Below are 26,693 nucleotides of genomic sequence, written 5' to 3'. Positions count from 1 at the left end.
CTACGTATGGCAGGAACCATCCAGTCTTGGTCGCTACTGCCCGGTACGGGGGCACGTGTTCCCACAGGAATAGCACCCGGTCATTGGAGGCTTGACAACAGCCTTGACCGCCCAGAAAGCATACTGTAGACAATATTCTGTCGACTTGACATCGTCTCCTGTTCTCTCGCCCGGTCCACTCCTCGGTCCACTCACCGAACGGAGAGCCCCGTGAAAGTCGCAGTTGTCGGCGCCGGTGCCATCGGCGCCTATGTCGGGGCCGCGCTCCATCGCGCCGGCGCCGAGGTCCACCTCATCGCCCGCGGCCCGCATCTGGCCGCGATGCGCCGTGACGGCGTACGCGTCCTCAGCCCTCGCGGTGACTTCACCGCTCACCCATCGGCCACCGACGACCCGTCGGAGGTGGGGCCCGTCGACTATGTGTTCCTCGGGCTCAAGGCCAACTCCTATGCAGCGTCGGGCCCGCTGGTCCATCCACTGCTGCACGCGGACACCGCGGTCATCGCCGCACAGAACGGCATCCCGTGGTGGTACTTCCACGGGCTCACCGGCCCGCACGCCGGACGGCGCATCAACAGCGTAGACCCGGCGGGCACGGTCAGCGCCACCCTGCCGCCCGAACGCGCCATCGGCTGCGTCGTCTACGCCGCCACGGAGATCGAGGCACCGGGCGTCGTACGCCACCTGGAAGGCACCCGGTTCTCCATCGGGGAGCCGGACCGGACCGTGTCGCAGCGCTGCCACGACTTCAGTGAGGCCATGGTCGCGGGCGGACTCAAGTGCCCGGTCGAACCGGATCTCCGCAACGACATCTGGATCAAACTGATCGGGAACATCTCCTTCAACCCGATCAGCGCGCTGTCCAGGGCCACCATGGGCCAGATCTGCCGCCATCCGGACACTCGCGCACTGGTCGAGTCGATGATGCGCGAAACCCTCGATGTCGCGGCCGCCGTCGGCTGCCGGCCCGAGATCTCCGTGGGGCGGCGCATCGCGGGCGCGGAGCGCGTCGGTGACCACAAGACCTCCACCCTCCAGGATCTGGAGAAGGGCAAGCCGCTCGAACTCGATGTGCTGCTCGCGGCCGTCGTCGAACTGGCCGATCTGACCGGGTCCCCCGTACCGACGCTGCGCGCCGTGCACGCGCTCGCCGATCTCCTCGCCACCACCTCCGCGGCCGCAACGGCCCCAGCAGGGAGCACGCCATGAACGACAACCGCAACAGGCGGCCGAAGAAGCAGTACGAGCGGCTGACGCATCCCCTGGTACGTGACGCCGATGGTGTTCTGCGCCGGGCGAGTTGGGACGAGGCTCTGGAACGGGCGGCTGCCGGATTCCGGCAGACCGGCGAGGCGTACGGCCCCGACGCCTTCGCGATGCTGTCCTGTGCCCGCGCCACCAACGAGATGAATTACGTGGCGCAGAAGTTCACCCGGGTGGTGATGGGCACCAACAATGTGGACTCCTGCAACCGGACCTGTCACGCCCCCAGCGTCGCCGGGCTCTTTGCCGCCTTCGGTTCCGGCGGCGGCACCTCCTCGTACGAGGAGGTCGAACACACCGACCTCATCGTGATGTGGGGCTCCAACGCCCGTTTCGCCCACCCGATCTTCTTCCAGCACGTGCTGAAGGGCATCCGCAACGGTGCGCGGATGTACGCCGTCGATCCCCGTCGCACCTCGACCGCCGAGTGGGCGGACAGCTGGCTCGGCCTCAACGTCGGCACCGACATTCCGCTCGCCCACGCGATCGGCCGGGAGATCATCCATGCCGGGCTGGTCAACTGCGCCTTCGTGGATCGCGCGACCACCGGCTTCGAGGAGTACGCGGCCCTCGTCGAGCCCTGGACCCCGACCGCCGCCGAGAAGGTCACCGGCGTCCCGGCCGAAGCGATCCGGGATCTCGCGCACGCCTACGCAACGGCCGAACGGGCCCAGCTGTGCTGGACGCTGGGAATCACCGAGCATCACAACGGCACCGACAACGTCCGTGCACTGATCAATCTGTCGATGCTCACCGGGCATGTCGGACGGTACGGCTCCGGGGTGCAGCCGCTGCGCGGCCAGAACAATGTGCAGGGCGGCGGCGACATGGGTGCCATCCCGAACAGGCTGCCCGGCTTCCAGGACATCCTCGACCCCCGGTCACGGCAGAAGTTCGAGCGGACCTGGGACACCGTCATCCAGCCCCGGTACGGCAAGACGCTCACCGAGATGTTCGAGTCGATGGAGAGCGGTGAGGTGCGGGCCGTGTACTGCATCGGGGAGAACCCGGCGCAGTCCGAGGCCGACAGCGAGCAGGCCATCCGGCGGCTCAAGGCGCTGGACCATCTGGTGGTGCAGGACATTTTCCTCACCAGGACCGCCGAACTGGCCGATGTCGTACTGCCCGCGACGGCCGCCTGGGCCGAGACCGACGGCACGACGACCAACAGTGAGCGGCGGGTGCAGCGGGTCCGGGCCGCGCTGGTACCGCCGGGCGAGGCCCGCGAGGACATCGACATCATCTGCGCGCTCGCCGAACGGCTGGGCCATGACTGGAAGTTCGAGGACGCCGAGGCGGTGTGGAACGAGCTGCGGTCGCTGTCCCCCGATCACTTCGGGATGACGTACGACCGGCTCGAGGAGCACCAGGGGCTGCAGTGGCCCTGCCCCGACACAATGAAGCTGCCGTCGAGCTTCCTGCACGCCCGGCTGTGGGAGACCGATCCGGTACGTCGCGGCCCCGCCGCCCCCTTCGGCCTCGTCCAGCACGATCCCCCGGTCGATCTCACCGACGAACAGTACCCGCTGCGGCTGACGACCGGGCGACGGCTGGACTCGTACAACACCGGTGTACAGAGCGGTAGTTACGCATCCCCGTTGCGGCGCGGCGAATACATCGAGCTCTGCCCGGAGGACGCGGCGGCGTACGGCGTCGCGAGTGGCGAGGAGGTCCACGTGTCGTCCCGGCGGGGCACTGTCACCGCCCCCGTGTGGATCGATTCCGGGCTGCGCCCCGGGCTGGCGTTCATGACGATGCACTTTCCGGACGAGGTCGACACCAACCGGCTGACGATCGAGGCGAACTGCCCGATCGCCGGTACCGCCGAGTTCAAGGCATCCGCCGTACGGATCGAGAAGCTGGTGCCCGCATGGACCTGAAATTCACCGACGCCGCACCGACCGGAGCCGAACGGGCTGCGGTGGATGACCTGTTGGGGCCCCCGCCGTCCGGTTGGGAGGGCGGCACCGAGCGCGCGGCCGAGGAGCTGCGCTGGGCGAAGGGCGGCGCATCGGCCGCCCGGGACCGCCGCGATCAGCTGCTGCCCGCCCTGCATGCGGTGAACGACCGGATCGGGTGGATCAGCGAGGGCGCGCTGGACTACATCTGCCGACGGCTGACGGTGCCGCCGGCGGAAGCCTACGGCGTTGCGACCTTCTACTCGATGTTCTCGGTACGGCCCCGACCGGCCAAGGTCGTCCATGTCTGCACGGATCTGGCCTGCGCGGCGCGCGGATCGGCGGCCCTGTGCGTGGATCTGACCGGGGCTCTGGGCCCGGCGGGCACCCCGGCGCAGGGGGCCGTGTGGCAGGAGAGCCCCTGCCTGGGTCTGTGCGAACGCGCCCCGGCGGCACTGGTGATCCAGGCGGGCGAGGAGCCCGCCGCAGGCGCTTCCCACCACTGCACGGCGGTCATCGCCCCCGCCACCGCCCCCACCCTCACCGCCGCAACCCGCTCCCCCGAGTCCGCCCCCGCCGAACCACCCCCCGACCACGCTCTTCCCCAGGCCGGCTCCCCCGATCTCGTCCTCCTCCGCCGCATCGGCACCGTCGACCCCGCATCCCTGGACGACTACCGCGCGAACGGCGGATACAGCGCGCTGCGCCGGGCCTTCGCGCTCGGCCCCGCCGGAGTGATCCGCGAGGTGCTGGACGCCGGCCTGGTCGGCCGGGGCGGCGCCGCGTTCCCCACCGGCCGCAAGTGGCAGGCCACCGCCCAGCAGCCCGACACTCCGCACTACCTCGTCTGCAACGCGGACGAAAGCGAACCGGGCACCTTCAAGGACCGGGTCCTGATGGAGGGCGACCCGTACGCCCTGGTCGAGGCGATGACGATCGCCGGATACGCGACCGGCGCCCACCACGGCTATCTCTACCTGCGCGGCGAGTACCCGCGCGCGTACGAACGGCTCAGCCACGCCCTCACCCGGGCCCGCACCCGCGGACTGCTCGGCCCCGACATCCTGGGCCAGGGCTATGCCTTCGACATCGAGATCCGGCGCGGCGCCGGGGCGTACATCTGCGGCGAGGAGACCGCGATCTTCAACTCGATCGAGGGCCGGCGCGGCGAACCGCGTTCCAAGCCGCCGTTCCCGGTCGAGAAGGGCCTGTTCGGCAAGCCGACCGCGGTCAACAACGTTGAGACGCTGGTCAATGTGCTGCCTGTCCTGGAGCGCGGCGCCGCCGCCTACGCCGCGACCGGCACCGGCTCGTCCACCGGAACGAAGTTGTTCTGCGTATCGGGGCAGGTAGCCAGGGCCGGGATCTACGAGCTGCCGTTCGGCGCGACCCTGCGCGAACTGCTGGAGCTGGCCGGTCCCCCGGACCGTCTGCGGGCGGTGCTGCTCGGCGGCGCGGCAGGAGGCTTCGTACGCCCCGATGAACTCGACATCCCCCTCACCTTCGAGGGGACACGGGCGGCCGGGACCACGCTCGGCTCCGGAGTGGTGCTGGTCCTCGACGACTCGGTCGAACTGCCCCGCATCCTTCTGCGGATCGCCGAGTTCTTCCGTGACGAGTCCTGCGGCCAGTGCGTCCCCTGCCGCGTGGGCACGGTCCGCCAGGAGGAGGCGCTGCATCGCATCAAGGACGTCACGGGCGCCGCCGCCGCATATGACATTGCACTGCTCAGAGAGGTGGGGCAGGCCATGCGGGACGCCTCGATCTGCGGTCTGGGACAGACCGCATGGAACGCCGTCGAGTCCGCCATCGACCGTCTGGGGGTCTATTCGTGACCGCTGTGCCTCTGCAACTGCCGCGCAGGCTGATCGAGTTCACCCTGGACGGTCAGGAGACCCGAGTCCCCGAGGGCTCGACGATCCTGGACGCCTGCCGGGCCGCGGGCAAGGATGTCCCGACCCTGTGCCAGGGCGACACGCTCACCCCGAAGAACGCCTGCCGGGTGTGTGTCGTCGAGGTGGAAGGGGCCCGCGCCCTCGCCCCGGCGTGTTCGCGCCGTGCGGAGCCGGGCATGACGGTCCGGACGGACAGTGAGCGCGCCCGGCACAGCCGCAAGGTCGTGCTCGAACTGCTCGCCTCGTCCACGGACCTGTCGACGACGCCGAGGGCCGCCGAGTGGATCAAGGAGTACGAGGCGAAGCCGGACCGCTTCGGCGCGGACGCGGCCCGCTTCAACGAGGAACCGAAGGTGGACAACGGTCTCTACGTCCGCGACTACGACAAATGCATCCTCTGCTACAAGTGCGTCGACGCCTGCGGCGAGCAGTGGCAGAACACCTTCGCGATCGCCGTCGCGGGCCGCGGCTTCGACGCCCGTATCTCCACCGAGCACGACGCACCGCTCACCGATTCGGCCTGTGTCTACTGCGGCAACTGCATCGAGGTGTGCCCCACCGGGGCGCTCTCCTTCAAGACCGAGTTCGATATGCGCGCGGCCGGGACCTGGGACGAACAGGCCCAGACGGAGACCACCACCATCTGCGCGTACTGCGGCGTCGGCTGCAATGTCACACTCCACGTGCAGGACAATGAGATCGTCAAGGTCACCTCACCGCACGACAATCCGGTGACCCACGGCAACCTCTGCATCAAGGGCCGGTTCGGCTTCCAACACGTACAGAATCGGGTTTAACCGCTATGGGACGGGTCACCGAGCGTCGCCGCACCATCCGTATCCGGGACGGGGCCGTCTCCACGCGCCCCGACACGCTCGTCGCCGAGGAGCCCCTGGAGATCCGGCTCAACGGCAAGCCGCTCGCCATCACGATGCGCACGCCGGGCGACGACTTCGCGCTGGCGGCGGGCTTCCTGGTGAGCGAGGGCGTGATCGGTGACGGCTCCGAGGTGCAGGGAATCGTCTACTGCGCCGGGGCCACGGCGGACGGCGTCAACACGTACAACGTGGTGGATGTGAAGCTCGCCCCTGGCGTCCCGGTCCCCGACATCACGCTCGAACGCAATGTGTACACCACGTCGTCCTGCGGGCTGTGCGGCAAGGCGAGCCTCGACGCGGTGCGCACCACGACCCGGCATCCGATCGCCGACACTCCCCCGGTCCGGGTCGAGCCCGCCCTGCTCTCCGCCCTCCCCGACCGGCTGCGCGCCGCGCAGCGGGTCTTCGACCGGACCGGGGGTCTGCACGCGGCGGCGCTGTTCTCCGAGACGGGTGAGCTGCTCGACATCCGCGAGGACGTCGGCCGGCACAACGCCGTGGACAAGCTGGTCGGCCGGGCCCTGACCGACCACCGGCTGCCGCTGTCCCGGGCGATTCTGCTGGTGTCGGGGCGGGCCTCGTTCGAGCTGGCCCAGAAGGCGGTGATGGCCGGGATCCCGATGCTCGCGGCGGTCTCGGCGCCGTCCTCCCTCGCCGTCGATCTGGCGGCCGAGACCGGACTGACCCTGGTCGGCTTTCTGCGGGGTCCTTCCATGAACGTGTACGCGGGTGAGCACCGCATCGCCCTGGAGACGACGGTCGGCCAGGGCTGAGGCGCCCCGCCCGTCTGCACGGGTCAGGGATCCGGCCGGCGGGGAGCGCCCCCTGCGCCGGCCGGTCCCACCCCCGGGCGGGGCTCCGGGCGCGCCCTCAGCTCACCGTGACGGGCTCCCGTGACACCGCGCTGTTCTCCCGGTTCTCCTCCTGCGGATCGCGCGAGCGGCGTTTGGCGATGACCGCGCACACCATCAGCTGCATCTGGTGGAAGAGCATGAGCGGCAGTACGGCGAGCGACGCCTGCGCCCCGAACAGGACGCTCGCCATCGGCAGCCCGGAGGCCAGGCTCTTCTTCGAGCCGGCGAACTGGATGGCGATCCGGTCCCCCCGGTCGAAGCCGAGCCGCTTCGCCCCGTACCAGCTCAGCGCGAGCATCAGCGCGAGCAGCACCGCCTCGGCGCCGAGCAGCGCCCCGAGCCTGGCCGGGGTGACCTGGTGCCAGATGCCCTTGACCATGCCCTCGCTGAACGCCGTGTAGACGACGAGCAGGATCGAGCCACGGTCGACGTAGCCGAGGATCTTCTTGTGGCGGGTGATGAAGCCACCGATCCAGCGGCGCAGCAGCTGCCCGGCGACGAACGGCAGCAGCAGCTGGACCCCGATCTTCAGCAGCGCATCGGCCGAGAATCCACCGCCGCTGTTGCCCAGCAGCGCGGCGGCGAGCAGCGGTGTGAGGAAGATTCCGGCGATCGAGGAGAAGGAGCCCGCACAGATCGCCGCGGGCACATTGCCACGGGCGATCGAGGTGAAGGCGATCGACGACTGGATGGTCGAGGGGACCAGGCAGAGGAAGAGGAAGCCGCTGTAGAGCTGCGGCGTCAGGACGTACGGCACCAGGCCCTTGCCCGCAAGACCGAGCAGCGGGAACGCCACGAAGGTGCAGACGAGGACGGTGAGATGGAGCCGCCAGTGCCTGAGGCCGTCGAGTGCCTCGGCGGTGGAGAGTCGGGCGCCGTACAGGAAGAAGAGAAAGGCGACGGCTCCGGTCGAGGCGCCGCCCGCCACATCGGCGGCGGTCCCCGACGCGGGCAGTATCGCCGCGAGCACGACCGTGCCGATCAGCGCCAGGATGTACGGGTCGATCGGCAGCCAGGACGGCAGCTTCAGGGTGCGGCGGCTCATGTGCTCCACATGTTCTCTTGGTTCTGGTCGTGCCCTCCCCATCCTGCTCTTGATCATCGCGATCGGGAATCCGGCATACCGCTCTCACTGTCATCACGGTTCGCGATAACCTGGGCCCATGTACGATCCCGCGCAACTGCGTACCTTTCTCGCCGTCGCCCAGACACTGAGCTTCACCCAGGCGGCCCGTCGGCTGGGTGTGCGGCAGTCCACGGTGAGCCAGCATGTGCGGCGCCTGGAGGAGGCGACGGGGCGGCAGCTGTTCACCCGGGACACGCACCGGGTCGATCTCACCGTGGACGGTGAGGCAATGCTCGGTTTCGCCCGGACGATACTTGAGGCCCATGAGCGGGCCGCGGCCTTCTTCACCGGCACCCGGCTGCGCGGGCGGCTGCGGTTCGGGGCCTCCGAGGACTTCGTACTGACGCGGCTGCCGGAGATCCTGGAGTCGTTCCGCCGCGACCACCCGGAGGTCGAGCTGGAGCTGACGGTGGAGCTCTCCGGGACACTGCACCAGCGACTGGCTGCGGGCCGGCTCGATCTGGTGCTCGCCAAGCGGCGCGCCGGCGACACACACGGGGAGCTGGTCTGGCAGGACACGCTGACCTGGATCGGCGCACCGCAGCTGCGGATCGACCCGGACCGTCCGGTTCCGCTGATCCTCTTCCCGCCGCCGGGCATCACCCGGGCCCGCGCCCTGGAGGTCCTGGAGGAGCACGGCCGCCCCTGGCGGGTCGCCTGTACGAGCACCAGCCTCAGCGGACTGATCGCGGCTGCCCATGCGGGCCTGGGCGTGATGGCCCACAGCCGGGGACTGATCCCGCCGGGTCTGGCGCCGGTGCCGGCCAGAGCGGCTCTGCCGGAACTGGGCGATGTGGATTTCGTCCTGCTGCACGGCCGCCGCCGGGACGGGGCGCAGGAGGCCGCGGACGCTCTGGCGGCGGCGATCCTGGCGGGCGGCGACCGGCTGATCCGCGGTGTCGGCACGATCGGTTCGATCAGTGGCCGGGACGGCGCATGACCGCACGCCTGTACGGGGAGAATGGGCGGCAGCCGCAGTTCCGCGCCGCGCTCCGCCCCGCCAGGTCCGGCATGTGCAGACCCGTCTGCGGACCTGTCTACCGGGCCAATACCCCCGTACCCGCTCGGGACGGGAGTGACAGCAGCGTACAGATTCGGTGGAGATTCCGGCGCCGGCCTCTTACTCCTCGGCCGGAACCGCGCCCGAGCCTTGCCCATCTGGCCGGATATCGGTGGCTGACCAGTGCATATGCCACGTTGTCCGCCGTTACGGGGCCCTCCCGCCACGCCGCCCAGTGGGGTAGCGTCACGGCGCTGTGCGGAGCGCCACAAGGAGCAGGTCATTGCGCGAGTTCACTGTCCCACCCATGGCGGCCGCGCCCCTCGTAGGCGGGCTGGCCGATGTGGTGTTCGACTACGCCGAGGAAGATCCGCACCGGGTCGCGCTCGGCCGAAAAGACGCGAGCGGACGCTGGCAGGATGTCACTGCGGCGACGTTCCGCGACGAGGTGCTGGCGCTCGCCAAGGGGCTGATCGCGCACGGCGTCAGATTCGGCGACCGGGTGGCCCTGATGTCGCGCACACGCTACGAGTGGACGCTCTTCGACTTCGCGCTGTGGGCGGTCGGCGCCCAGTCCGTACCGGTCTATCCGACGTCCTCGGCCGAGCAAGTCTTCTGGATGCTGCACGATGCCGAGGTGTCCGCCGTCGTGGTCGAGCACGAGGACCATGCGATGACGGTCGCGTCGGTGATCGACCGGCTGCCGCAGCTCAAGCGGCTCTGGCAACTGGACGCCGACGCGGTGACCGAGCTCGTCGACGCGGGCGTCCATGTCGAGGACGAGGTGGTGCACCGCCACCGGCGCGCGGTGACGCCCGAGTCGGTGGCGACCGTCATCTACACCTCGGGGACGACGGGTCGCCCCAAGGGCTGTGTGATCACGCATGCCAACTTCATGTTCGAGACGGATACCATGGCCTCCCGCTGGAAGTCGGTCTTCCACTCCAAGCCGGGCGACGAGGCGGCCACCCTGCTCTTCCTGCCGCTGGCGCATGTCTTCGGCCGGATGGTCGAGATCACGGCGGTCCGCGGCCGGGTGAAGCTGGGCCATCAGCCGGAGCTGTCGGCGAAGGCCCTGATGCCGGACCTGGTGTCGTTCCGGCCGACATTCATCCTGGCGGTGCCGTACATCTTCGAGAAGGTCTTCAACGCTGCCCGGCGCAGGGCCGAGGCGGAGGGCCGGGTCGGGCCGTTCGACAAGGCCGTGGACATCGCGGTGAAGTACGCCGAGGCGGCGGAGGCACGGGCGTTCGGGACCGGTCCCGGGCCGTCCGCCGGGCTGCGGATGCAGCACCAGTTCTTCGAGAAGGTCGTGTACAAGAAGGTGCGCGAGGCGATGGGCGGCCGGATCCGGCACGCCATGTCCGGCGGTTCGGGGATGGAACGGCAGCTCGGGCTGTTCTTCGAAGGCGCGGGCGTCACGGTGTACGAGGGATACGGGCTGACCGAGTCGACCGCGGCGGCCACCGCCAATCCGCCGGAGCGCACCCGGTACGGCACGGTCGGGCAGCCGATCCCCGGCACCACCGTGCACATCGCCGAGGACGGCGAGGTGTGGGTGCACGGCGGCAACGTGTTCGCGGGCTATCTCGGCGACCCGAAGTCCACCGACGCGGTACTGCACGAGGGCTGGCTGGCCACCGGGGATCTGGGGGCGCTCGACGAGGACGGCTATCTGACGATCACCGGGCGGAAGAAGGAGATCCTGGTGACGTCGGGCGGCAAGAGTGTGTCGCCGGCCGGTCTGGAGGAGCGGGTGCGGGCGCATCCGCTGGTCGCGCAGTGCATCGTGGTCGGCAATGACCGGCCGTACATCGCGGCGCTGGTGACCGTGGACCAGGAGTCGGTGGACCACTGGCTCTCCATGCAGGGGCGGCCGCCGATGAGGCCGGAGGATCTGGTCCGGGATCCGGACCTGGAGATGGAGGTCCGGCGCGCGGTGGTGGCCGCCAACACGGCGGTGTCGCAGGCCGAGTCGATCCGTACGTTCCGGATTCTGGCGCATCCGTTCAGCGAGGAGCACGGTCTGCTCACGCCGTCGCTGAAGCTGAAGCGCAAGGCGATCGAGACGGCGTACGCGGCGGAGGTCGACGCGCTGTACCGCTGAGGCACTGCCGTGCCTCAGCGGTGGAGCGCGTGCTACGTGATCGAGACGCGGAACAGCTTGTCCGCGCCGTCCGGTTCGCCCCCGTTGTTGTCGCAATTGGTGGTGGAGAGCCAGAGCTGGTCCTGGCCCGGGACCTTGGTGAGCGTGCGCAGCCGGCCGTACGTACCGACGTAGTAGGCGCTCGGCGTGCCGAGGTTCTCGGTGTCACCGGTGATCGGTACCCGCCACAGCCTCTCGCCCTTCAGCGCGGCCATGTAGATGACATTGCGGACGATGGCGATCCCGCTGGGCGAGGCCTCGGAGACGTTCCAGGTCTTCTTCGGGTTGGTCATGCCGGCGGTGGAGCAGCTGCCCTCGCAGACGGGCCAGCCGTAGTTGTTGCCCGGCTTGATGAGGTTGAGTTCGTCCTTCTTGCTGTCGCCGAACTCCGCCTCCCACAGGCGGCCGTTGCGGTCGAAGGCGAGGCCCTGCGGGTTGCGGTGGCCGTAGCTGTAGACGTAGTTGCCGAACGGATTGCCGGGCGCGGCCTTGCCGTCCGTGGTCATCCGCAGGATCTTGCCGTTGAGCGAGTTCTTGTCCTGGGCGAGGTCGGGTGTCTGGGCCTCGCCGGTCGATGCGTACAGGTAGCCGTCGGGGCCGAAGGCGAGCCGTCCGCCGTTGTGGTACCTGCTCTTCTTGATCCCCTGGAGCAGGACCGTGTATCCGCCGAGCGAGCTGCCGTCGTATGTCATGCGGGCTACGCGGTTGCCCTCGGACGCGGTGTGCATGAAGTACACGTAGTGGTTGGTGGACCACTTGGGGTCGACGGCGACGCCGAGCAGGCCGCCCTCACCATTGGTCGTGACGGCGCCCGGCACGGCACCGACCTGGGTCCTGGTGCCGCCGGGGGTGACCTTGAAGACCTTGAAGCTGTCCCGTTCGGTCACCAGCGCGGTCTTGCCGTCGGGCATCCAGTAGGTGCCCCAGGGGATGGACCAGCCGGTGGAGACGGTGGCGATGCCCGACGGTACGCCGCCGTCGGTGGCACAGGCCGGGGTGGTGAAGGTGGCCGTGTTGCCCGGCGGCGAGACATTGCCCGCCGCGTCCTTGGCAACGATGTCCAGGGTGTACGGGCTGGCGCAGGCGAGTCCGGTGAGGGTGGTCGTGGTGGCCGGCGGGGTGCCGGTCACGGTCTTGTAGACGGTGCTGCCGCTGCGTACCTCGTAGGCGGTGACGGCCGTGTTGTCCGTCGACGCACCCCAGGTCAGGACGACGCTGTTGGCGGTGAGGCCCGAGGTGGCCAGGGTGCCGGGTACCGAGGGCGCGGTGGTGTCGGAGCTGCGCAGGGTGGTGCAGTCCACGATGGGGCTGACCGACGACACATTGCCGGCCGCGTCACGCGCGAACACTGTGATGTTGTACGTGGTATTGGCCATGAGCCCGGTCAGGTTCTTCGTCGTGGCGGTGCCCGCCGCCTCGGCGAACTTGTTGCCGTGTTCGTAGATGTCGTACGCGGCGACGCCCACGTTGTCCGTCGCGGCGCCCCAGTTCAGCGTGAGGCTGTCCTCGGTGATCGCGGAGCAGCTGGGCAGGCCGGGTGCGGTGGGCGCCTGGGTGTCCGATGAGGTGACCGTGAAGTCGATGTAGTCGAGGTTGGGCAGCCCGTTGGCCGTCGTGGACGTCAGCCGGATCTTGTTGCTGCCCGCCTTGACCGGGGTGGTCAGCGTGGAGGTGGCCCAGGTGTTCCAGTCGGTGGTGGCGTCAAAGGCGCGGGCGGCCGAGACGACCGAGCCTCCCACGGCGACATCCGCGGGCCGGCCGGCCGTCGTGCCGTCGGAGTACCGGATGGCGAGCTGTCCGGTCCCGGCAGAGGCCGCGGTGACGGTGAACTCCACATAGCTGCCGACGACGTTGTCACCGTTGACGAAGCCGGTCCCGGAGTAGCCGGAGTGGTTGGACTCGGCGGCGCCCTGGACGATCGTCGCGGACTCCGCCTCGTACCGGGTGGCCGCTGCGGAGGCGGACTGCGGCACCGCCTGCACCAGACCGGTACAGAGCAGCATGACCGCGAGGGCGGCCACTCTGCCTCGTAAGGTTGTGAGCTTTCTGGCTTTCATCTGAACCTCCGTCAGGGAACCCAGTAGTTGCCGGATGCGACGATCATCGACTGCAGCTGGACACTCCCGCCGTAGTAGAGCTGCGGGTCGATCGAGGTGGCGGCGAGCTTGTTCCAGAGCGCGTCGAGCCAGACCTGGGAGCCGGGGTCGGTCAGCGCGGTCACGACGAACGGGGCGGTGAATGCCATGTCGTCGCCGCTGTCGAAGGAAGTGCCGTTCAGGTGGTAGCCGGTGACGATCTTGTTGGGGTCGCCGCCCGTCTTCGACTTGATCCAGGAATTGAGCTTGCGGGCCGAGGCGAGCGAGGCGGCGTCCCCACTGGTGACGGCGTCCGCGCCGATGCGCCACGGGTCGCGGCAGGCGTTCCAGGAGTAGTCGCCGTCGTTGGGGCCTTCGAGCACCTCGCCCGCAGCGGGCTTGGGCGTGCTGTTCGTGTTGATGACGAAGTCCGCCAACAGGCCTGAGTTCGCTGCGTACTTGGACTGCTGGGAGGTGATCAGATTCTGATGGGCCGTGCGCACGGTGTCCCAGGTGCTGTCGCCCGTAGCCGTCCTGAAGGCGCGGAAGTGGTCGATCAGCCAGTCCGAGGAGCGGGTCATCCAGTAGTGGGACTCGCCGGAGTCCGACCAGTCACCGAGCAGCATGAGGTGGGTGGCCGGGTTGACCTCGCTCTTCTTGATGGCGTTGATGTGCTTGACCGCGAGGTCCTTGTAGTTGTACGTGCCCGTGGAGCCCCACTGCTTGTCGGCGAGCAGCAGCCCGTAGGCGACGTCGAGGTCCCCGTCGGTCGCCGAGTCGGATCCGTCGACGCTCTTGCAGGAGGTGTCCTGCTCGGCGGCGAGCAGGTTGGCGTTGTTGACCGAGGGGTGCGCGAGCATGTACTTCACCATGCCGTCGAAGACGGTCTTCGCCTCCGGGTCGGCTCCTGCCATCGTCGCGGTGACGACCATGCCGTAACCCTGGGCCTCGGCGACGTAGGGATGGTCGGCGTCCGGCGAGATGACCTCGTACCAGCCGTTGCCGCAGTTCTTCCTGACGAACGCGGACTTCCAGGCGTTGTACGTCTTGATCACGGCCTGGTCGAGCGTGGACTGTGAGCCGGACGGCTTCAGTGTCCCTGCGGCGTACGGGAATCGGTGGCTGCCGAAGGGCACCGCGGGACCGCCGGCGGTGGGCGCTCCGCTGTCCAGGTAGTCGAGGTTGGGGCCGCCGTTCGCCGTGGTCGCGGTGGCCCGGACGGTGTTGGTTCCGGCGGTGAGCTGGGCGGTGACGGTCTTCGTCGCCCAGGTGTCCCAGGAGCCGGTCCCGCCGAAGGCGAGCCCGGAGGCGACGACCGTGCCGTTCACGCTGATGTCCATCGGGCGGTCGGTGGTGGTTCCGTTGGCATAGCGGATGGCGAGCGAGGTGCTGCCCGCGGCGGCGTTCACCGTGAACTCCACCGACGATCCCGCGACGTTGGTGTAGTCGACGAAGCCGGTGCCGGAGTAGCCGGCGTGGTTCGTCGCCACGGCCGCCTGGGAGAGCGTCGCGCCCTCCGCCTCGTAAAGAGTGGCCGCCGCGGCCGCGGGAGGCGCGGCGAGCAGAGGCAGCAGCAGTCCGGCGGCGGCCAGTACCGTGCCGCCGATGGTCAGCTTGCTCGTGGTCGTTCGCATCGGACCTCCTCAGCCCTGGTACTGGACGACGATCTTGGTGAAGTCGTACGGGGACTGGGACACCCCGCTGCAGGCGTCCCCATCGCTGCCGGAGCCGCAGGCGCGGTCCCGGTTGACGGACCAGAAGGCGTAGCGCGCGATGTGGTGCTGCTGTGCGTAGCCGAGGATCGTTCTGAAGTCGGTGGTGGTGACGGTCTCGTCCGACTCGTCGGTCTTCCCGTTCATCGAGGAGACCCCTATGTGCCGGTAGGCGGCGTCGTCGTTGTATCCGTAGGCGCTCTCGACTGCGGCCTTGAGCCCGTCGAGTGCACTGACCGTGGCTGCGCCCATGGTGCCGGTGTGCCCGCCGAAGTCGAAGGGCATGATGACCCAGCCGTCGTTGTCGAGCCCTGCCGCGGCGCCCCGTTTGATGAGGTCCTTGCCGTTGGCGTCGGGGCCGGTCGGAGTGGTCCCCATGGTCACGTACGTCACGATGCCCGGGTTCTTCGTCTTGACGATCTTCAGGGCGTCGACCACCCGCTGTCGCACGGCGGCCTTGGAGAACTCGGTGTCCTCGATGTCGATGTCCAGCGCCTTGAGGTGGTAGGCGTTGATCACCTTCTGGTAGGCACCGGCCAGCGCGGAGGCGCTGGAACACTTCTCGCCGAGCTTGTTGCCGCTCCAGCCGCCCGCCGAGATGACGATGTCACCGCCGGCCGCCCGGATGGAGTTGATGGCGGCCTGGTCAGAGCCGCCGGTCAGTGCCCGGTCGCCGTCCCACTTCGGGTTGCAGGTGCCGTCCGAGAGGACGAAGGCGAGCGTGAACCACTTCACGCCCGTCGCCGCCATCACATCGGCCGGCTTCTGCGGGTTTCCCCAGCCGAGGTATTCGTACGGGGCCGCAGCCATCGCACCGGGGCCCGCGGCCGTCGTGGCGGTGGTCGGGGATTCGCTGCCGGGGCCGCCGTCCGCCGTGGCGGCGGAAGCCTTCGGGAGTTGGGCGAGCAGGGGCAGAAGCAGACAGCTGAGGCCGGCGAAGACGGCGAGGGTACGGCGTGGGGGGCGGTCGGCGTGCACGGGAGCTCCTTCCGGGCGACGTTAGGAAAGGTTCCTAACCATCACTGCATGGGATTCCCTGGAGAACGATCTGTCAATGCTCCGCGCGGGCCCAAATGTCAATGTCCGTCGGTGAGTTCGCACGATTTCGGACAGCTCGGGCGCCGATTGGCGGCATCGACGCGCGATCGGGACGAGGCGGAGACGGGGCCGAGTGAGGCCACGTCACCCCTGGGCCGGACAGGTACCGGCTGCGAACACCGGCCCGGCGGGGAATGCATGGCTCTCCCTGTTCGTTGACCATGAGAATCCCAACCGACGACGTAAGGATCGACCGCTCGTGAGCAAGGTCCCCTCCATCACCCTCAACAACGGCGTCGAGATGCCGCAGCTCGGTTTCGGTGTCTGGCAGGTGCCGGACGACGAGGCTGCGAAGGCGGTCGCGACAGCCATCGAGTCCGGGTACCGGAGCATCGACACCGCCGCGATCTACGAGAACGAGGCGGGCACCGGCCGGGCCATCGCGGCCTCCGGTGTCGCCCGCGAGGAACTCTTCGTCACGACGAAGCTGTGGAACGCCGACCAGGGCTACGACTCCACCCTGCGCGCCTTCGACGCCTCGCTCGACAAGCTGGGCCTGGACCATGTCGATCTGTATCTGATCCACTGGCCGGTGCCGGCCAAGGACGCGTACATCGACACGTACAAGGCCTTCGAGAAGATCTACTCCGACGGCCGCGCGAAGGCCATCGGTGTCTCGAACTTCCTGCCCGAGCACCTGGAGCGCCTGCTCGGCGAGACCTCCGTGGTCCCGGTGATCAACCAGATCGAGCTGCACCCGCAGCTCCAGCAGGCCCAGTCGCGCGCCTTCCACGCCAAGCACGGCATCGCGACCGAGGCATGGTCGCCGCTGGGCCAGGGCAAGGGCCTCCTGGAGGTCCCGACGGTCGTCGCGATCGCCCGGAAGCACGGCCGCACACCGGCCCAGGTGGTGCTCCGCTGGCACATCCAGACCGGCAATGTGGTGATCCCGAAGTCCGTGACGCCGTCCCGGATCGTGGAGAACCTCGATGTGTTCGGCTTCGAGCTGGACGCGGACGACCTGGCCGCGTTCGCCGCACTGGACGAGGGCAAGCGTCTCGGCCCGAACCCGGGCGAGTTCAACCTCGGCGCCTGAGCCGTGCCGCTGCACCGTTGAAGTACACAGACCGCCGCCCGGCTGCCGAGCCGGGCGGCGGTCCGCTGCCCAGGAAGGAACCGGAATATGAGCGGGGACACCGCGCCCGTCGTCGTAGCGGGTCGCTACCGGCTGCGCAATGTGGGCAGCGGGCTGCTGCTGGAGGTGTACGGCTGCGCCAAGGGCGGCGGCGCCCCGGTGCAGCAGGGCGAGGAGAGCGGTTCGGCGGCCCAGCACTGGGAGCTGACGCCCGTGCACGAGGGTGCCGCGCTGTACCACCTGGTCAATGTCCACAGTGGCAAGCGGCTGGACGTCGCCAATGCCTCCACCGAGAACGGCGCCGCGGTCCAGCAGTGGCGGGCCAACAACTACGGCGCCCAGGAATGGCTGATCGAGCAGCACCTGGAGGCGCCGGGGGTGGTGACCCTGGTCAGTTTCATCAGCGGGCTCGTCCTCGAAGTGGCCGATGGTGGCACAGTGGACGGTGCCCGCGTCCAGCAATGGGAGGACACCGACTCCCCCGGCCAGTGGTGGCAGTTGGAGCCGGTGCCGGACACCCCCATGGTCTAAGCCGTTTCGTTCGGATTCGATCGCAGGCCCGGTAAAGCCATCAGGAATCCGGCCCCATGCCTGGCCAGGCTCCCGGCGGCCGGGACGTGGGCGGCGTCTGCCGCGCCGGCGCCACGTTCTGCCGCCCCGGTCGCCGGGTCCTGCCAAAGGCTCGAAGGCCACGTACGGCACGGCTGTCCAGCCGGGCTGGCAGCGCCTCGCCGTCCGGCTCTAATATGGCGTGGCAGAAGTATCCAGACTGGAACCCCGGCCCGATTCCGGCGGGCCGGGGTTCTATGTCAGGCGGGTGAATCGATCACCGGCCTTTGTAGTGGTGCTCGGTTACCGGCCACCGTGATGGTGCTCGATCACCGGTCTCAGTAGTCGTCGCCGAAGTCGCCGCCACCCTTGCCGCCGTCGTGGTGGCGCTCGATCACTCGGAAGCTGCCCACGACTCCGTTGTGGACCTTCACGCCGCCCCGGACACGGCCCGGGAAGACGCCGTCACTGGAGCTCCAGGGACCGACGGTCGCCAGCGGGGCGCCGTTGTCGCAGGTGGCGCCACGGAAGACCTCGACGGTCCGGCGGCTGTCGTTGCGGATGTTGAGGCTCTTGGAACCGAGTCCGCTGACCACCGTGATGCAGCCGCCCCCTTCGGCGGTGTAGGTGCGCTCGTTGATGTGGATCCGGCCCTCGAAGTGGTCCCGGTGGCCCCTGTTCTCGTAGCCCCCGCCACCCTTGTTCTCGTAGCCCCCGCCACCCTTGCCCTCGTTGCCCTTGCCCTCGTTGCCGTTGCCGGCGTCGCCGCCGTCGAGGGCCGAAACGGGGGCGGCGGCCTGCTGGACGACCGGGGCGGCTTGGGCCGGCTCCGTGGAGGCAGCCGAGGCGTACGTGATGCCGGTGGCGGCCAGGGCCGCGGCAGCCGCAAGAGCGGCGGTAACGACGGTGGAACGCGTAACCATGTCACTTCTCCTGTCTCAGAGAGGTCGGCCGAACAGCCGACCCGAGATTGAACGTACTTACGGTCCCGATAGCTGTCATATCGGACACGTTGGAAGGTCGACGCCGGGGCGCCGATCGGGGTACACGAGACACTCGAATGCCATTTCCTGATAATCCGACAAGCTGCCAATCGCCCTTATTTGTAGGCGAATTGATGTGCCATTAGCCCGTACAGGGGACTTCCTGATGCCCTCTCACCCCTCGCGGCAGCGTGTCTTTGTTGACACGGCCCGGGCAGGAGCCGTACGCCACCGTCCTGAATACCCGTCATCCGCAGTCCCACCCGCCCTGACCTGCAGTGACGTACCGATGGAGCACATCGAAGAGCGCTGCCCGGGTTGCCGGGTGCCCGGTGGCCGCGGGTGAGCGCTCATTGCACGACGACGTCGGCCTCATCCGGTGCGTCCCTCCGTCCGGAGCGCAGTGCCCGGCCCGTGGCGTACGCGAGCAGCGCGACCGTGCTGCGGGTGCGTATCGAAATGGGTGCGGTGTACGGGTGCGGGGCCGGCCGGGCGGTCAGCTGTCCAGCCAGCGCCTGAGGTCCTCGGTGTGCTCGCCGAGCCGCGGCGGGCGCCGCTCGTCACGCGGCGGCGTACGGGACAGCCCGATGGGGCTGGCCACCAGGCGCATGGGGTCGTCGGGGTCCGCGTCGGCCGGTGTGACACGTGGGGACAGGCCCAGGCGTTCGGCGAGGTCGAAGGCACCTGCGAGGTCGTTGACCGGGCCGCACGGCACCCCGAGCGGGGTGAGCAGGTCGAACCACTCGGCTGAGGTGCGCAGGGCGGGCCGCGCCGAGATCTCCTCAGCCGGCGCATCGACGTACGTGACCCGGTCCGCGTTCGAGGCGAACCGGGGATCGGTGGTGAGCGCCTGAGCGCCCAGGCCCCGGCACAGGGCGAGGAACTGCCGGTCGTTGCCGACGGCGACGACCGGCGGCCGGTCCGCGGTCCGGTACACCTCGTACGGGGCGATGGACGGGCGACGGTTGCCGAGAATGCCCGGCACCCGGCCGGCCAGGGTGTACCCGCCCGCCTGGTTGACCATGCTCGACAGCACCGAGGACAGCAGACCGACCTCTACGTGCCGGCCTTCGCCGGTCGCGTCGCGGTGGCGCAGCGCCGCCAGGACCCCTACGGCCGCGTGCAGGCCGGTCAGTACGTCGACCAGTGCCACGCCCGTCTTGAGGGGCTGCCCGGGTGCGGGCCCGGTGACGCTCATCAGCCCGCCGACCGCCTGCAGCAGCAGGTCGTAGCCGGGAGGCGCGGTGCCGTCGCCTGCTCCGAATCCGGTCACGGAGCAGTAGACGATGCCGGGGTTGAGCGCGTGGGCCCGCGCGTAGGAGAGCCCGCACTTGTCCATCGTCCCGGGACGGAAGCTCTCGAAGAGCACAGCGGCGCAGCGGACCGGCTCGTGGGCGTCGTGGCGTCCTTCCTCCATGCCGAGATCGATGGCGAAGGACCGCTTGTTGCGGTTCACGGACAGGAAGTAGGTGGACTCGTCATTGGCGCGCGGCGGGCCCCGGGCCCGGGTGTCGTCGCCGGTGCCCGGACGCTCCGCCTTGATGACGTCGGCGCCCAGGTCCGCGAGGAGCATCGCGGCGTACGGGGCGGCCGGCACCCGCCCGAAGTCGGCGACCAGGACACCCGACAGGGGGCCGGGAACGGGGGCGTTCGCCGGGTCACCGTCCGGGACCCGCGTACGTACACCGTGGCCGTGGCGGTGAAGAAGTCCCGTGCGGCGTGGCCCTGTTCACGCGTACCGAAGCTGCTGTGCCGTGATCCGTCGAAGGGCACATGCGGATCGGCCCCGGCCGTCTGGGAGTTGATGTGCAGTATGCCGACATCGAGCCGTCGCACGGCGGCCTCGACGACGCGCAGGTAGTCGGTGAACACGGCGACCGAAGGACCGAACGCGCTGTCGCCGGCCAGGTCGAGCGCCGCTTCGTCGTCCGCGGCGCGGCGCACCGCGTCGGTGTACGGCGGACCACCTGTCAGGGGGGCCGCGGCAAGGCCCAGCCGTGCCACGTAGACGCGTTGCCCCGCGGTTGTCCCGGGCAGCCTCAGGCCGGTGGTCAGCAGCAGCTCGCCGCCGCCGCTGAGCCAGGGGGTGGGGTCGGCCAGTTCGATGCTGTGCGCCCACACCGCTTCGCGGTCGGGTGCACTGCGGCCCGCGAGCCCGGTCAGCCCGAGTTCGCGGCGACGGGTCCGCCAGTTCAGGGATACGCCCATGCGCTCGTCTCCCGCTCCCCGGTCCCCGCGCACCGGCCTGCCCGGTCCGCCGTGTCCCGGGGACCTGGCAGGTCAGCACAGATCAGCTCCGTCGGGCCAGGTGCACCGTACGGACCGTGAGCAGGAAGACATCAGGGCGGCGGCGCAGTCCGGCCGGGTCCTCGGGGTCGAGCAACCGGTCCAGTACGGCGATGTCCTCGGCCGCCAGGGACTCTTCGAACATCTCGCGCCGACGGGCGAACTCGGCGATGACATGGTCGCGGGCCGGCTCGGAGAGCGGCGCCGGAAGGTCGAGCAGGAAGCTGCGGGTGCCCTGCGGGTCCAGACCCACCGCGGTGAACAGGGCACTCCAGTCCTCGGCCTCCCGCTTGGTGCCGGGCAGTGACGCCCGCATGTCCTCGAACCAGTCCGCAGTGATCGCGTCGAGCCTGGCCTCCAGCCCGGGCCGCCCCATGCCGATGTCGCGCGGGAGCTGGCGGGGCGGCAGACCGCCCTCGACCAGGGCGATGCTCCCGCCGGGGCGCAGCAGCGCGGCGAACCCGGCGAGGACGGCGCGCTGGTCACCCATGTGGTGCAGGGCGTTGCCCACCCAGATGAGATCCGCCTCCCCCAGCTCGCCGAGGCCGCCGGGGAGGTCGGCCTGCTGTGTACGGACACGGTCGCCGAGACCGAGCCGATCGGCGCGGGCCCGGGTGCGTTCCAGAAGCGCCGGGGTGCCGTCGACGGCGACGACTTCCGCCTCGGGAAACACCTCGGCGAGCAGGCAGGCGATCACACCGGGTCCGCTGCCGATGTCGAGAATCCTGCGCACTTTCGGGGCCGTGGGCAGGGAGGCGATCCAACGGGCCGCCTCTTCGTACTGCGGGCGGCTGAGCTCGGCGTTCTGCTCCAGCAGCGGGCCCATGACGCCCCAGTCGAGGTCGGTGATGTCGTGATGATGTCCATGGGTGTTGTCGTGGTGATGAACGTGAGTGCTGTCGTGGTGATGGCTGCCAGTGGCGTTGTGCTGATGACTGCCGGTGGTGTTGTGCTGATGACCGTGGTCGGTGTGCTGGCTCATGGGGACAGCCTTGCCGCGCATCAGTCCCCTGGCAAGATCTGTTGCCGGTTCGGCAAGTCGCCACTCCGGTGGTGAGGTCCGTTTCGACTGGGCGGACGAGTCGGGCACCGGCGCTGCGGGGTGCGGATGCGTCGTATGTGACGTGCTACCCGGATCTGGCGGCGCCCGGTGCACCGGAGGCGATGGCGGCCTTCGGGCAGATTGCGGTGGAGAGCGGGGGCGGCGGCTGGTGCTGCTGTCCGGGCGGGGTGAGCCGCAGGCGGTGGCGGCGCAGGAGAGCCTGCGCGCGTCGGCTGCGGGGGCGGCGCTCACCGTCGTACGTTCGGCGTTCTTCGCGCGGAACTTCAGCGAGGGCGCGATGCTGGACGGGGTGCTCGGCAGCGAGGTGGTGTTCCCGGCGGGCGGGACCGCGGAGCTGTTCGTGGACGTCGACGATCTCGCGGATGTGGTGGTGGCCGCGCTCACCGAGGACGGTCATGCGGGTGCGGTGCATGAGCTGACCGGGCTGCTGACGTTCGACGAGGTGGTGTCGGAGATCGCGCGGGCTACGGGGCGCGCGGTGCGGTATCTGCCGGTATCCGGGCCGGCGTACACGCAGATACTGGAGCGGTACGGCGCGCCCGGCCCGAAGCCGGTTTCCTGGCCGGGCTGTTCGCGACGCTGCTCGACGGCCGCAACGCGACGGTGACCGAGGTCGTGAAGCGGGTCCTCGGGCGCGATCCGAAGGGCTTCGGGGCGTTCGCCCGCGCGGCGGCACGGGCGGGTGCGTGGGAGGGCCGGCAGATGCCCCGTCCGTCTCAATCTCTCAGACGCAGCGCCAGCAGCCGGTAGTTCGGGTCGGGGCGCGGCCTTTCGGGCTCGGGCAGCGCCGTCAGAACGGTCGCGAGCCGTTCGGCCGCCGTCCCCGGCAGGTGCAGGCGTGAAGCGTAGTAGCCCTTGCGCACCTTGCGTGCCGCGCTCGTCGGGCTCTGGCCCTGGCCATGGCCACGGAAGTGGGCCTCCCCCGCCACGTCGAGGCCGGCCTCCGAGCCGTACTTGACGATCAGGTCCGCGGGGTCGGACGGATCGGCGTCGAGATAGGGGGCGAATGCCTCGTCGATGTCGCTGCCCACGTCATGGGCCGCGTCCTTGTCGACGGTGGTGACGAACACACCGCCCGGCCGCAGCACCCGCGCCGCCTCGGACACCACTGCCCGGACATCCCCGTCCCCGCGCAGCAGATGCAGCAGCCAGATGGCGCCGACCGCGTCCACCGCCGCGTCCGGCAGCGGCAGCCGGCGTGCGTCGGCGAGCGCCACCGCGCCGATCCGCTGCCGGGCGGCCTGTGCCATGCCCTGCGAGGCGTCGGTGCCGAACACGCCGAGTCCGGGGCGGGCGAGGGCCATTCGCTCGGTGACCAGTCCCGTACCGCAGCCGATGTCCAGCAGGGTACGGGCGGGCGACGGGACCAGTCCGAGCACCGCAGCGGCTGCGGCCTCCGCCCTGGGCACGCCACCGCGTGTCGCGTCGTAGGCAGCCGCCTCGGTGTCGTAGTTCAGCACCTGGCCGACTCTAGGACACACCCGACCGCATGGACACCGCATGTTGCCGGTAGGCCGCCTGGCCCATAACTTGCGTTTATGGAGCTGGAGTTGCGCTATCGGCGTACCGTACGTGCCATCGCCGACACCGGGAGCCCGACCAAGGCGGCCGCCGCCCCCGGGCTCGCCCAGCCCGCGCTGAGCGCGCAGTTGCGACGGATCGAGAAGGCACTCGGCGGCCCGCTCTTCGAGCGGGACCACACCGGCGCCCGGCCCACGCTCCTCGGTGAGCCGGTACTCGAAACGGCCCGGGTGGTGCTGCCCGCCGTGAGCGAGCTCCGGGAGGAGGCGGTGCGGTTCGCCAATGCCTGAGGGACGATGGAGCGTCTTCCGGCTGGGCGGCACGCACGGCCCGCAGCTGGGCGGTCTCGTCGACCGCCTGGTCACCGCGCACCCGACCGCTCCCGTGACGATGTACACCTCCTGGCCGGTCGCCGAGATCACCGCCCAACCGGTCGACGGGAGACTCGACTTCGCGCTCATCGGGGCCTGTGGGGAGAGCCCGCCGCCCGCGAACGACCGGCTGACGTGGCAGGTGATCGGGGTCGATCCGGTCTTTGTGATGCTGCCGGACTCCCACCCGCTCGCCGGTGAGCAGGAGCTCGACCTCTCCGCGCCGGCGGACGAGTGCTGGGCGGATGTGCCGGGCGACGGCTGCTTCGCGGACTGTTTCGTCGGCGGCTGCGCGCGGGCCGGGTTCAGCCCGGTATCGGTGTACGAGACGGACACGGCGTCCGTCGTCCATCTCGTCCAGGTGGGACGGGCGGTCGGACTGTGCCGGGCGACGTTCCCGCCGACGCCGGGGCTGGTGACGCGGCCGCTCGTCGGTCCGCCGCTCAGGTGGCGCCGTCTGCTGGGCCGGCATCCGCGTTCGGCGGCGGCCGCTGCGGCGTCCGGCACGGTGAGCGGGCACGCCCGGGCGGCGTACGCCGAGGCGGTGGAGCGCAGCGAGAGCTTTACGCGATGGCTCGCCGCGCATCCACGGGTCGGTGCTGCGATGTGACATGTCATCGCGCATCCACGGGTTTGGTGCCGCGATGTGACATGTCATCACGCGTCCACAGGTTCGGCCTCGCGATGTGACATGTCATCGCGCATGGGCTGCGGCGCGCGCCGCAGCGTGACTGCACGCGACTGCAGGTCGCCCGCCCCCGCCGGCCGCCCGGCGCCCGGTGCTCGGCGGCGTGCTCGCCCGACCGGCTACCTCACGCCGTGCCCGGCGGCGATCGCCACCACCCGCGCGGCCAGGTTCAGATCGTTCTCGGTGACCACACCACCCGCATCGTGGGTGTTCACGGACAGGGTGACGGTGTTATAACCGAGCGTCAGATCGGAGTGGTGGTTCAGTTCGTCCTGGATCTGGGCGACATGTACGGTCAGCCCGACGGCGGCGAAGTGCGTGCGGAGCCGGTAGGTGCAGGTGATCCGGTCCCCCTCCAGCGACCAGCCGGGCAGGTCACCCAGACGGTCCTCGATCTCCTTCTGCGACAATGGTGCGGCGGGCATGCTGCGACTCCCTCACGAGCGATCGGTGCCGGTCGGCGGTGCCGGTGACGTTACGGTCTGGGTATGACAACTGTCGCGCTTGACACGGGGGTAGGGCCGCTGCTGCGCAGCTGGCGGGAGCAGCGTCGGATCAGCCAGCTGGAGCTGGCGCTCCGCGCGGATTCCTCGGCCCGGCACATTTCCTTCATCGAGACGGGCCGTTCCCGCCCCAGCGAGGACATGATCCTGCGGCTGGCCGAGCATCTCGACATCCCGGTCAGGGAACGCAACGCCCTGCTGGTCGTGGCCGGTTACGCGCCCCGCTACGCACAGACCGCGCTCGACGACCCGGCGCTGGGCGCACTGCGCGAGGGGATGGAGCGGCTGCTCCAGGGGTACGACCCCTACCCCGCGCTCGTCGTCGACGGTATGTACAACGTGGTGGCGGCCAATCGGGGTATCGCGATGCTGCTGGAGGGCGTGGCCGGGCATCTGCTGGCCCCGCCGCTGAACGCCATGCGGCTCACTCTCCATCCGGAGGGCCTGGCCCCGCGTATCCGTAATCTCCGGGAGTGGCGGGCCGACCTGCTGGCGCAGATGGAGCGCCAGATCGCTCTGGCCCGGTCGGCGGAGCTGCGTGAGCTGTACGAGGAGGTCGCCGGCTATCCCGCACCGGAAGGTACTGACAGGGCCGAGGATGCCGGGACCGAGGGAAGCGGCGGGGGCGGCGGGAGCGCTGACGGGCAGAGCGTGGGCGCCGACCCCGCGTCGTCCCTGCCCTTCGCATTGCCCTTGCATATCGAGCACGGCGGACAGGTGCTCTCGTTCGTCTCCTCCATCGCGACGTTCAATACGCCGATGGATGTGACGGTGGCCGAGCTGGCCATCGAGACGTTCCTGCCCGCAGACCGGGCCACCGCCGACCATCTGCGGTCCCTCACTTCCTGACGACCGGGCGGACCCAGGGGGCGTCGGCCCGCGCCAGGACGATCGCGGCCAGGGTCACGACGGCCAGGACCGCCACGGCGAGCAGCAGGGGAAGTCTCGGGTGCCCGTGCAGTACGGCCATGGCTCCGACGAGCGCGCCGGTCATCATGGCGGCGGCCGAGAGCACCCGCCGTCCGGCCTTGCTGCCGCCTCCGCCGGCGAAGCGGCTGTCGGAGAGGATGCCGGTGATGGTCAGGGTCAGCACGGTGGTGGTGAGGTCGGGGACCGCCAGCGCCCGGGAGACGGCGTTCTGCGCACCGAGGCCGAGTCCGAGCAGTGCGATGAGGACGAAGCGGACCCCACCCACGAACGGATGGCCGGAAGCCAGAGTGACGATCAGCGCGGCCAGGACACAGGCGGTCTCGACGAGGAGCGCGTACAACAGCATCCGGCCGCGATGCGTCAGGGCACGGTGCACGATCAGGCCGCCGAGCAGTGCCCCCACCGCGAACGCGGCGAGCGCGACGAGCGAGGCGGCGAACGAGAATCCGGGGGCTCCGGCGATCGCGAAGCCGGAGAAGACCACATTGCCGGTCATGTTCGCGACGAAGACCCGGCCGAGTTCCAGGTAACTGACGGCGTCGACCAGCCCGGTGACGACGGTCAGGGCGAGCATCATGGGCGGCAGCGGTCCATGCCGGTCGTTCATGTCCGGTACGACGGTGGACCATGCCTCACGCAGCACGACGGGCACGGGCACGCTCCGATCACGGGGTGGGTGGTCGGAATTGTGCCGCCCCGGGCGTACGGAACACCACGACCGACGCACATCGCCCCCGCCCGGAAGGAGGCTCGGTTTCTGGGGCGGGGACGGCGTGTGT

General features: G+C 69.8%; 20 protein-coding genes and 3 pseudogenes. 12 read left to right on the top strand and 11 right to left on the bottom strand.

What is annotated here, in order from left to right:
* Positions 1–150: 150 nt before the first annotated feature.
* The 5 genes from ACGFU7_RS15045 to fdhD are packed head-to-tail and all read left to right on the top strand — an operon-like array spanning position 151 to position 6,707.
* Entirely contained in the window at positions 151–1,209 is a 1,059-nt protein-coding gene (locus ACGFU7_RS15045; RefSeq protein ID WP_393696166.1) for a 2-dehydropantoate 2-reductase, read from the top strand.
* On the top strand, positions 1,206–3,143 hold the full coding sequence (locus ACGFU7_RS15040; protein ID WP_393695812.1) for a molybdopterin oxidoreductase family protein: 1,938 nt from the start codon (positions 1,206–1,208) through the stop codon (positions 3,141–3,143). The genes ACGFU7_RS15045 and ACGFU7_RS15040 overlap by 4 nt, the downstream gene beginning before the upstream one ends.
* On the top strand, positions 3,134–4,996 hold the full coding sequence (locus ACGFU7_RS15035; protein ID WP_393695810.1) for an NAD(P)H-dependent oxidoreductase subunit E: 1,863 nt from the start codon (positions 3,134–3,136) through the stop codon (positions 4,994–4,996). The genes ACGFU7_RS15040 and ACGFU7_RS15035 overlap by 10 nt, the downstream gene beginning before the upstream one ends.
* Positions 4,993–5,853 (top strand): 2Fe-2S iron-sulfur cluster-binding protein, encoded by an 861-nt coding sequence (locus ACGFU7_RS15030; RefSeq protein WP_393695808.1) that lies wholly within the window; start codon positions 4,993–4,995, stop codon positions 5,851–5,853. Before ACGFU7_RS15035 ends, ACGFU7_RS15030 begins: the two co-directional genes overlap by 4 nt.
* Positions 5,854–5,858: 5 nt before the next feature.
* Entirely contained in the window at positions 5,859–6,707 is an 849-nt protein-coding gene (fdhD, locus tag ACGFU7_RS15025; RefSeq protein ID WP_393695806.1) for a formate dehydrogenase accessory sulfurtransferase FdhD, read from the top strand.
* Between the two features lie 97 nt (positions 6,708–6,804).
* On the opposite strand, the gene ACGFU7_RS15020 is transcribed toward fdhD, so the two are convergent.
* The gene (locus tag ACGFU7_RS15020; protein WP_393695804.1) at positions 6,805–7,833 is read right to left on the bottom strand and encodes a bile acid:sodium symporter family protein; all 1,029 of its coding nucleotides are present in this window, start codon (positions 7,831–7,833) and stop codon (positions 6,805–6,807) included.
* A gap of 118 nt (positions 7,834–7,951) precedes the next feature.
* On the opposite strand from ACGFU7_RS15020, the gene ACGFU7_RS15015 reads away from it, so the two are divergent.
* Together ACGFU7_RS15015 and ACGFU7_RS15010 are read left to right on the top strand one after the other, a co-directional pair.
* Entirely contained in the window at positions 7,952–8,854 is a 903-nt protein-coding gene (locus ACGFU7_RS15015) for a LysR substrate-binding domain-containing protein (protein ID WP_393695802.1), read from the top strand.
* A 367-nt stretch (positions 8,855–9,221) separates the two neighbouring features.
* Positions 9,222–11,021 carry an AMP-dependent synthetase/ligase gene (locus tag ACGFU7_RS15010; protein ID WP_393696164.1) on the top strand — a complete coding sequence of 600 codons (1,800 nt, stop codon included), beginning with the start codon at positions 9,222–9,224 and terminating at the stop codon, positions 11,019–11,021.
* 32 nt (positions 11,022–11,053) lie between these two features.
* On the opposite strand, the gene ACGFU7_RS15005 is transcribed toward ACGFU7_RS15010, so the two are convergent.
* From ACGFU7_RS15005 to ACGFU7_RS14995, 3 genes are all read right to left on the bottom strand, one after another.
* The gene (locus tag ACGFU7_RS15005; RefSeq protein WP_393695800.1) at positions 11,054–13,063 is read right to left on the bottom strand and encodes a PQQ-dependent sugar dehydrogenase; all 2,010 of its coding nucleotides are present in this window, start codon (positions 13,061–13,063) and stop codon (positions 11,054–11,056) included.
* A gap of 65 nt (positions 13,064–13,128) precedes the next feature.
* Positions 13,129–14,769, bottom strand: coding sequence for a glycosyl hydrolase family 8 (locus ACGFU7_RS15000; RefSeq protein ID WP_393695798.1), 1,641 nt, complete (start codon positions 14,767–14,769; stop codon positions 13,129–13,131).
* A 9-nt stretch (positions 14,770–14,778) separates the two neighbouring features.
* The gene (locus tag ACGFU7_RS14995; RefSeq protein ID WP_393695796.1) at positions 14,779–15,825 is read right to left on the bottom strand and encodes a chitinase; all 1,047 of its coding nucleotides are present in this window, start codon (positions 15,823–15,825) and stop codon (positions 14,779–14,781) included.
* Between the two features lie 319 nt (positions 15,826–16,144).
* Here ACGFU7_RS14995 and ACGFU7_RS14990 point away from each other — a divergent pair, with 319 nt between their 5' ends.
* Together ACGFU7_RS14990 and ACGFU7_RS14985 are read left to right on the top strand one after the other, a co-directional pair.
* Positions 16,145–16,981, top strand: coding sequence for an aldo/keto reductase (locus ACGFU7_RS14990; protein WP_393695794.1), 837 nt, complete (start codon positions 16,145–16,147; stop codon positions 16,979–16,981).
* Between the two features lie 87 nt (positions 16,982–17,068).
* Positions 17,069–17,551, top strand: coding sequence for an RICIN domain-containing protein (locus ACGFU7_RS14985; RefSeq protein WP_393695792.1), 483 nt, complete (start codon positions 17,069–17,071; stop codon positions 17,549–17,551).
* Positions 17,552–17,907: 356 nt separating this feature from the next.
* On the opposite strand, the gene ACGFU7_RS14980 is transcribed toward ACGFU7_RS14985, so the two are convergent.
* The 4 genes and pseudogenes from ACGFU7_RS14980 to ACGFU7_RS14965 form a co-directional block, all read right to left on the bottom strand.
* Positions 17,908–18,492 (bottom strand): hypothetical protein, encoded by a 585-nt coding sequence (locus tag ACGFU7_RS14980; protein ID WP_393695790.1) that lies wholly within the window; start codon positions 18,490–18,492, stop codon positions 17,908–17,910.
* A 556-nt stretch (positions 18,493–19,048) separates the two neighbouring features.
* Positions 19,049–20,125 (bottom strand): CaiB/BaiF CoA transferase family protein, encoded by a 1,077-nt coding sequence (locus tag ACGFU7_RS14975; protein ID WP_393695788.1) that lies wholly within the window; start codon positions 20,123–20,125, stop codon positions 19,049–19,051.
* A 170-nt stretch (positions 20,126–20,295) separates the two neighbouring features.
* Positions 20,296–20,760, bottom strand: a pseudogene (locus ACGFU7_RS14970) (aldehyde dehydrogenase family protein); the annotation flags it as partial.
* Positions 20,761–20,842: 82 nt separating this feature from the next.
* Positions 20,843–21,820, bottom strand: coding sequence for a class I SAM-dependent methyltransferase (locus tag ACGFU7_RS14965; RefSeq protein ID WP_393695786.1), 978 nt, complete (start codon positions 21,818–21,820; stop codon positions 20,843–20,845).
* Between ACGFU7_RS14965 and ACGFU7_RS14960 the strand changes: the two are divergent.
* Positions 21,819–22,651 (top strand): annotated as a pseudogene (locus ACGFU7_RS14960) (NmrA family transcriptional regulator). The gene ACGFU7_RS14965 and the pseudogene ACGFU7_RS14960 sit on opposite strands and share 2 nt — an antisense overlap.
* Here ACGFU7_RS14960 and ACGFU7_RS14955 read toward each other — a convergent pair.
* A complete protein-coding gene (locus ACGFU7_RS14955) occupies positions 22,618–23,361 on the bottom strand; it encodes a class I SAM-dependent methyltransferase (protein ID WP_393695784.1) in 744 nt (247 codons plus the stop codon). The pseudogene ACGFU7_RS14960 and the gene ACGFU7_RS14955 sit on opposite strands and share 34 nt — an antisense overlap.
* A gap of 78 nt (positions 23,362–23,439) precedes the next feature.
* On the opposite strand from ACGFU7_RS14955, the pseudogene ACGFU7_RS14950 reads away from it, so the two are divergent.
* Positions 23,440–24,403 (top strand): annotated as a pseudogene (locus ACGFU7_RS14950) (LysR family transcriptional regulator).
* A gap of 197 nt (positions 24,404–24,600) precedes the next feature.
* Here the strand turns inward: ACGFU7_RS14950 and ACGFU7_RS14945 are convergent.
* Positions 24,601–24,906: a 4a-hydroxytetrahydrobiopterin dehydratase gene (locus tag ACGFU7_RS14945; protein WP_114247647.1), complete on the bottom strand. Its 306-nt coding sequence runs from the start codon at positions 24,904–24,906 to the stop codon at positions 24,601–24,603.
* 63 nt (positions 24,907–24,969) lie between these two features.
* On the opposite strand from ACGFU7_RS14945, the gene ACGFU7_RS14940 reads away from it, so the two are divergent.
* Positions 24,970–25,833, top strand: coding sequence for a helix-turn-helix domain-containing protein (locus ACGFU7_RS14940; protein WP_393695782.1), 864 nt, complete (start codon positions 24,970–24,972; stop codon positions 25,831–25,833).
* Here the strand turns inward: ACGFU7_RS14940 and ACGFU7_RS14935 are convergent.
* Complete coding sequence (locus ACGFU7_RS14935) at positions 25,823–26,566, bottom strand: YoaK family protein (RefSeq protein WP_393696162.1); 744 nt, start codon at positions 26,564–26,566, stop codon at positions 25,823–25,825. The genes ACGFU7_RS14940 and ACGFU7_RS14935 overlap by 11 nt on opposite strands.
* Positions 26,567–26,693 lie beyond the last annotated feature (127 nt).

This window comes from Streptomyces sp. NPDC048473, assembly GCF_043200155.1.
In the GTDB taxonomy this organism is placed as follows: Bacteria; Actinomycetota; Actinomycetes; order Streptomycetales; family Streptomycetaceae; genus Streptomyces.
This window is presented reverse-complemented; position numbering and strand designations above follow the sequence as displayed.

What these genes read in the sequence shown, in the direction of transcription:
- ACGFU7_RS14985 (WP_393695792.1), top strand. Translation starts at nt 17,069, where the DNA reads ATGAGCGGGGACACCGCGCCCGTCGTCGTAGCGGGTCGCTACCGGCTG.
- ACGFU7_RS14975 (WP_393695788.1), bottom strand. Translation starts at nt 20,125, where the DNA reads ATGCTCCTCGCGGACCTGGGCGCCGACGTCATCAAGGCGGAGCGTCCG.
- ACGFU7_RS14945 (WP_114247647.1), bottom strand. Translation starts at nt 24,906, where the DNA reads ATGCCCGCCGCACCATTGTCGCAGAAGGAGATCGAGGACCGTCTGGGT.
- ACGFU7_RS15020 (WP_393695804.1), bottom strand. Translation starts at nt 7,833, where the DNA reads ATGAGCCGCCGCACCCTGAAGCTGCCGTCCTGGCTGCCGATCGACCCG.
- ACGFU7_RS14965 (WP_393695786.1), bottom strand. Translation starts at nt 21,820, where the DNA reads ATGAGCCAGCACACCGACCACGGTCATCAGCACAACACCACCGGCAGT.
- ACGFU7_RS15040 (WP_393695812.1), top strand. Translation starts at nt 1,206, where the DNA reads ATGAACGACAACCGCAACAGGCGGCCGAAGAAGCAGTACGAGCGGCTG.
- ACGFU7_RS15035 (WP_393695810.1), top strand. Translation starts at nt 3,134, where the DNA reads ATGGACCTGAAATTCACCGACGCCGCACCGACCGGAGCCGAACGGGCT.
- ACGFU7_RS15005 (WP_393695800.1), bottom strand. Translation starts at nt 13,063, where the DNA reads ATGCTGCTCTGTACCGGTCTGGTGCAGGCGGTGCCGCAGTCCGCCTCC.
- fdhD (WP_393695806.1), top strand. Translation starts at nt 5,859, where the DNA reads ATGGGACGGGTCACCGAGCGTCGCCGCACCATCCGTATCCGGGACGGG.
- ACGFU7_RS15000 (WP_393695798.1), bottom strand. Translation starts at nt 14,769, where the DNA reads ATGCGAACGACCACGAGCAAGCTGACCATCGGCGGCACGGTACTGGCC.
- ACGFU7_RS15015 (WP_393695802.1), top strand. Translation starts at nt 7,952, where the DNA reads ATGTACGATCCCGCGCAACTGCGTACCTTTCTCGCCGTCGCCCAGACA.
- ACGFU7_RS14980 (WP_393695790.1), bottom strand. Translation starts at nt 18,492, where the DNA reads ATGGTTACGCGTTCCACCGTCGTTACCGCCGCTCTTGCGGCTGCCGCG.
- ACGFU7_RS14940 (WP_393695782.1), top strand. Translation starts at nt 24,970, where the DNA reads ATGACAACTGTCGCGCTTGACACGGGGGTAGGGCCGCTGCTGCGCAGC.
- ACGFU7_RS15010 (WP_393696164.1), top strand. Translation starts at nt 9,222, where the DNA reads ATGGCGGCCGCGCCCCTCGTAGGCGGGCTGGCCGATGTGGTGTTCGAC.